This is a genomic window from Intrasporangium sp., from assembly GCF_035280925.1.
In the GTDB taxonomy this organism is placed as follows: Bacteria; Actinomycetota; Actinomycetes; order Actinomycetales; family Dermatophilaceae; genus Intrasporangium.
This window is the reverse complement of sequence record NZ_DATEEY010000168.1, coordinates 1-4,657: the sequence shown is the minus strand read 5'-3', so window position 1 is coordinate 4,657 and position 4,657 is coordinate 1. Positions and strand designations below refer to the sequence as shown.

General features: G+C 69.8%; 5 protein-coding genes. 3 read left to right on the top strand and 2 right to left on the bottom strand.

Annotated elements, in window-relative coordinates; genetic code table 11:
* On the bottom strand, window positions 1-315 hold a 315-nt coding region (locus VJN29_RS15280), incomplete at its 3' end, for a wax ester/triacylglycerol synthase domain-containing protein (RefSeq protein ID WP_324144492.1).
* Between the two features lie 110 nt (window positions 316-425).
* On the opposite strand from VJN29_RS15280, the gene VJN29_RS15275 reads away from it, so the two are divergent.
* The 3 genes from VJN29_RS15275 to VJN29_RS15265 all read left to right on the top strand — a co-directional run bounded on the left by VJN29_RS15275 (window position 426) and on the right by VJN29_RS15265 (window position 3,842).
* A complete protein-coding gene (locus tag VJN29_RS15275) occupies window positions 426-1,493 on the top strand; it encodes a YihY/virulence factor BrkB family protein (protein ID WP_324144491.1) in 1,068 nt (355 codons plus the stop codon).
* A gap of 55 nt (window positions 1,494-1,548) precedes the next feature.
* Window positions 1,549-2,559, top strand: a complete 1,011-nt coding sequence (locus VJN29_RS15270) for an aldo/keto reductase family protein (protein ID WP_324144490.1) — start codon at window positions 1,549-1,551, stop codon at window positions 2,557-2,559.
* 341 nt (window positions 2,560-2,900) lie between these two features.
* A complete protein-coding gene (locus tag VJN29_RS15265; RefSeq protein ID WP_324144489.1) occupies window positions 2,901-3,842 on the top strand; it encodes a universal stress protein in 942 nt (313 codons plus the stop codon).
* A gap of 18 nt (window positions 3,843-3,860) precedes the next feature.
* Here VJN29_RS15265 and VJN29_RS15260 read toward each other — a convergent pair.
* On the bottom strand, window positions 3,861-4,657 hold a 797-nt coding region (locus VJN29_RS15260), incomplete at its 5' end, for an isocitrate lyase/phosphoenolpyruvate mutase family protein (RefSeq protein WP_324144488.1).

The following is a 4,657-nucleotide window of genomic DNA, read 5'->3' as shown; positions in this document are numbered from 1 at the left end:
CTCGCGGTTCGCGCCCGCGTGGGGCCTCCCGAGCCGGATCTCGGCAAGGTGGCGGTCGAGGTCGAAGCTCGCATCATCGACCCAGACCGGACGGCCGTGACCCAATGGCGTGTCGTGGATCCGCTGACGCAGGCGCGGCACCCGCGGCACGCGTGCCTCCAGCAGGCCACGAACCGTGGGCAGGCCCAGGTCCGAGCCGCCGTCGATGACGAGTGCGGCAGCAATGTTCATCGGCACCGGACCGTGGTCGGTGGCCAGCGTGGTGAGGTCGTTGGGGCTGGTGCGCTCGAGGTACATGCTCGTCAACCTTCGCACAGCCGATCCTTGGGAGGCAGTCCTGTGGTGACCCGGTCCGGCTCGTGTGCGACCCATGCCCGGTGGGTAAGGAGCGCTCGACTGCGAGATGAGGTCGAAGGAGGCGGAACATGAACGAGGGCAAGAGCGAGGACCGCGCTGACACCGCCATTCCGCCCGACGACCCAAGCAAGCCGGAATCGCCCCCGGACCTGCGCCGTCGCATCTGGATGGTCAGCCTCAAGCGGGCGACCCACGAGTTCAGCCACGACGAGTGCATGGACCTGGCCGCTGGCCTGACGTACTACGGCGTCCTCTCGATCTTCCCCGGGCTCCTCGCGCTCGTCTCGCTGCTCGGCGTCTTCGGTCAGGGCCAGTCGACGGTCGATGCCCTTCTCGAGATTCTCGAGGCGGTGGGGCAGGGCGACTCCGCGGACACGCTGCGTGGCCCGATCACCGAGATGGTCAACTCCAACCGTGCGGGCCTGACCCTCGCCATCGGCCTCATCGTCGCGATCTGGTCGGCGTCCGGCTACATCGGCGCGTTCGGCCGTGCGATGAACCGCATCTACGACATCGACGAGGGCAGGCCGTTCTTCGTGCTGCGGCCGCTCAACCTCGCCCTCACGATCGTCTTCGTCATCATGGCGGCGCTGATCCTGCTCGGACTCGTCCTGTCCGGGGGCCTCGCCCGCGCCGTGGGGGATGCCATCGGTCTGGGGGAGGCCTCCGTCACGGTGTGGAGCATCGTGAAGTGGCCCGTCATCCTCCTACTGGTCATCGTCATGGTCGCGCTGCTCTACTGGGCGACCCCGAATGTCCAGCAGCCACGCTTCCGCTGGCTGTCGGTGGGCGCGGCCATCGCCATCGTCGTGGCCATCGTCGCCTCCATCGGGTTCGGATTCTACGTCGCTGGTTTCAGCAACTACGACAAGACGTACGGGTCGTTGGCCGGCGTCATCATCTTCCTGCTCTGGATGTGGCTGATGAACCTCGCCCTCCTGTTCGGCGCGGAGGTGGACGCGGAGCTCGAGCGCGGCCGGGAGCTGCAGGCCGGCATGGCTGCCGAGGAGGCGATCCAGCTCCCGCCTCGGGGCACCAAGGCCTCGGAGAAGAAGGCGCAGAGCCGGGCCAAGCTCATCGACGAGCAGGAAGCCATTCGCGAGCAGACCGATCACGCCGGGGCGGAGCGGCGGTAGGGCTGCGGGAGGCGCCACCTGGGCTGGCCCCGCCGGGCAGCCCTACGGTGTCTCCATGGACTACAGGTACCTCGGAAACAGCGGGCTCAAGGTTTCGACGATCACCTACGGCAACTGGCTGACGCACGCCTCCCAGGTCGAGAACGACGTCGCCGTCCAGTGCGTCCGCGCTGCGCTCGATGCAGGGATCTCGACCTTCGACACCGCGGACACGTACGCCAACACGGCGGCGGAGGTGGTGCTCGGCGAGGCCCTCAAGGGCGAGCGGCGCGAGAGCCTGGAGATCCTCACCAAGGTCTACTGGCCAACGGGCCCCAAGGGCAAGAACGACACCGGCCTGTCGCGAAAGCACATCATGGAATCGATCAACGGGTCGCTCCGGCGCCTCCAGACCGACTACGTGGACGTCTACCAGGCGCACAGGTACGACACCGAGACACCGCTGGCCGAGACGATGCAGGCCTTTGCCGACGTCGTGCGTCAGGGCAAGGCCCTCTACATCGGGGTCAGCGAGTGGACCGCGGACCAGATCCGTGACGGCGTCAAGCTGAGCCGCGAGCTGGGTTTCCAGCTCGTCTCGAACCAGCCGCAGTACTCGATGCTGTGGCGGGTCATCGAGGACGAGGTCATCCCGACGAGCGAGGAGCTCGGCGTGAGCCAGATCGTCTTCAGCCCGGTCGCGCAAGGCGTGCTCACCGGCAAGTACGTGGTGGGCCAGCCGGTCCCCGAGGGCTCACGGGCCACCGATGACAAGGGCGGGGCGGACTTCGTCAAGCGGTTCCTCCGGGACGACGTCCTCGAGCGGGTCCAGGCGCTGCGGCCCGTCGCCGACCAGGCCGGGCTCACGATGGCCCAGCTGGCCGTCGCCTGGGTGCTGCACAACCCGAACGTCGCCTCCGCCATCATCGGCGCGTCCCGACCGGAGCAGGTGAGGGAGAACGTCAGGGCGGCCGGCGTCTCGCTGGCTCCCGAGCTGGTCGCCCTCGTCGACGAGGTCCTCGGCGACGTCGTCGAGCGGGATCCCGACCTGACCTTGGAGAACGCACCGGCCAAACGCCCGGTCTGAGCGTGGTGCACGAGGACTGGCCGTATGCCGCTGGGCTCGCTCCGCGACCCGGCGCGCACTCCCGCTCCTCCTCAGGGGTAGTTGATCCTTCACATCGCGAGTCGCGTTGCAGCCGGCCATCGGACCCGTGCTCAGCCCCCAGCGCCGCTGCGACATGGCCGCGACGTGCCTGCGACGTGCCTGCAACGTGACCTCCAACGTGACCTGCGGCAGATCGGGGACCTGACTCGAGGCGGGACACAACGGCCCCATCGGTGTGGCGGTGGGTGTGTGGAGGTGATGAGGCGATAATGGGTTCGTGGCCGGTCCCGGCGGCCGGCTCGGCGTGGAAGGGCTGACCATTGAGCGAGCACACCGGTTCCACCGAGGAGGCGCCGGACAGCCGGCGGATCGTCGTCGGCTACAGCGGCACGGAGGGGTCGGAGCCGGCCGTCACCTGGGCCATCGAGACGGCTCGCCGGGAGTCGCGTCCGCTGACGATCCTGCACTGCTATGGCCTCGCCCACGTCCCCGCGCTCGGGCCGGCGGTGCCGGATGGGCAGAACGAGCTCTTGGCGAGCGTCGCCCACCAGGTCGCCGAGGCGGCCGCGGCACGTGCCGTTGCAGTGCTCGGACGCGAGGCGGTCACCTGCAAGAGCGTGCTCGACAGTGCCGCCGGAGGCCTGGTGGAGGAGAGCGAGACCGCCCATCTCGTCGTCACCGGCTCGCATGGCCGGGGCCGGATCATGGGCGGCCTGCTCGCGTCGACGTCGTACAACGTCACTGCGCACGCCGCGTGCCCAGCCGTCGTCGTGCGGGGTGACGCATCGCTCCATCCAGACGCGGAGCACCGGGTCGTCGTCGGCGTGGACGACTCCGAGTCGGCGCTCCATGCGCTCGACCGAGCGGTCCAGGTCGCCGCCGACGCCGGTGCCGAGCTCCATGTCGTCCGGGTCATCCAGCCGACGGCCCTCGACCCCCAGGCCCAGCCGGAGCTGGCACCCATGGTGTACGGCGACACGTACACGATGTATGACGCACGCTTCCAGGAGGAGTTCCGGGTCTACGCCGAGGACGCGACGCGGGACCTCGTCGAGCGGATCCACGATCGCTTCCCCGGCCTCCAGGTCAGCTCGGAGGTGGTCGAGGACACCCCCGGGCTCGCCATCGCTCGAGCCGGTGAGGGCGCTGGACTGGTCGTCGTCGGCTCACGCGGTCGCGGTGGCTTCGCAGGGATGCTGCTCGGGTCCGTGAGCCACACCGTCATCCATCACGCGACCTCCCCGGTCATGGTCGTCCGCTGACAGCTCTCCTGACCCCGTTCAGGAGAACGCCGCTCCGGTTGCCTCCCCACCCAGGCCGGCCGAGTCCCAGAACTGGTAGGAGCCCTCGTCGAGCAGCTCCCGTCCGGCCGTGGCAAGCGCCCCCATGGCGGCGAGGAAGAACCCAGATCCCACCGACACCCGGGCGACGCCGAGCTCAGCGAGCTCGGCCACGTTGGGCGCATCGGGAAGGGCGAGGACGTTGACCGGGAGGGACACCGCCTCGAGGATTCGCCGGAGGTCGGCGACGCCGGAGACGCCCGGCGCGTAGAGCACGTCGGCGCCGGCCCCCTCGAAGGCACGCAGCCGTGCGATGGTGTCGTCCACGTCCTCGAGGCCATGCAGGCCGCCGTCTGCCCGAGCGGTCAGGACGAGCGGGTCAGGACCGTCGTGGGCGGCCTCTGCCGCGGCGGCGACGCGCTCGGCTGCCGCCTCGATGGGGAACAGTGCACCGGTGTCCCGGTCGTAGTCCTCGATGGAGCAGCCGGCCAGACCGGTTGCCGCGGCGAGCCGCACGGTCTCGGCGACCCCCGAGGGGTCCGCAGCGAAGCAGCTCTCCAGATCTGCGCTGACGGGCACGCTCACCGCGGCCACGACCTGCTCGGCATGGCCGAGCGCCTCGTCCCGTGTGACGCGGCCGTCCAGCCGGCCAACGGTGCCAGCGAAGCCGGCGCTCGTCGTCGCCAAGGCGTGAAAGCCCAGGCTCTCCAGCACCTTCGCGGAGCCGGGATCCCAGGGGTTGGGCATCAGTAGGGGACGGCCGGGGACGTGGAGGTCGCGGAAGCGCCTTCGGCTCG

What these genes read in the sequence shown, in the direction of transcription:
- VJN29_RS15270 (WP_324144490.1), top strand. Translation starts at nt 1,549, where the DNA reads ATGGACTACAGGTACCTCGGAAACAGCGGGCTCAAGGTTTCGACGATC.
- VJN29_RS15275 (WP_324144491.1), top strand. Translation starts at nt 426, where the DNA reads ATGAACGAGGGCAAGAGCGAGGACCGCGCTGACACCGCCATTCCGCCC.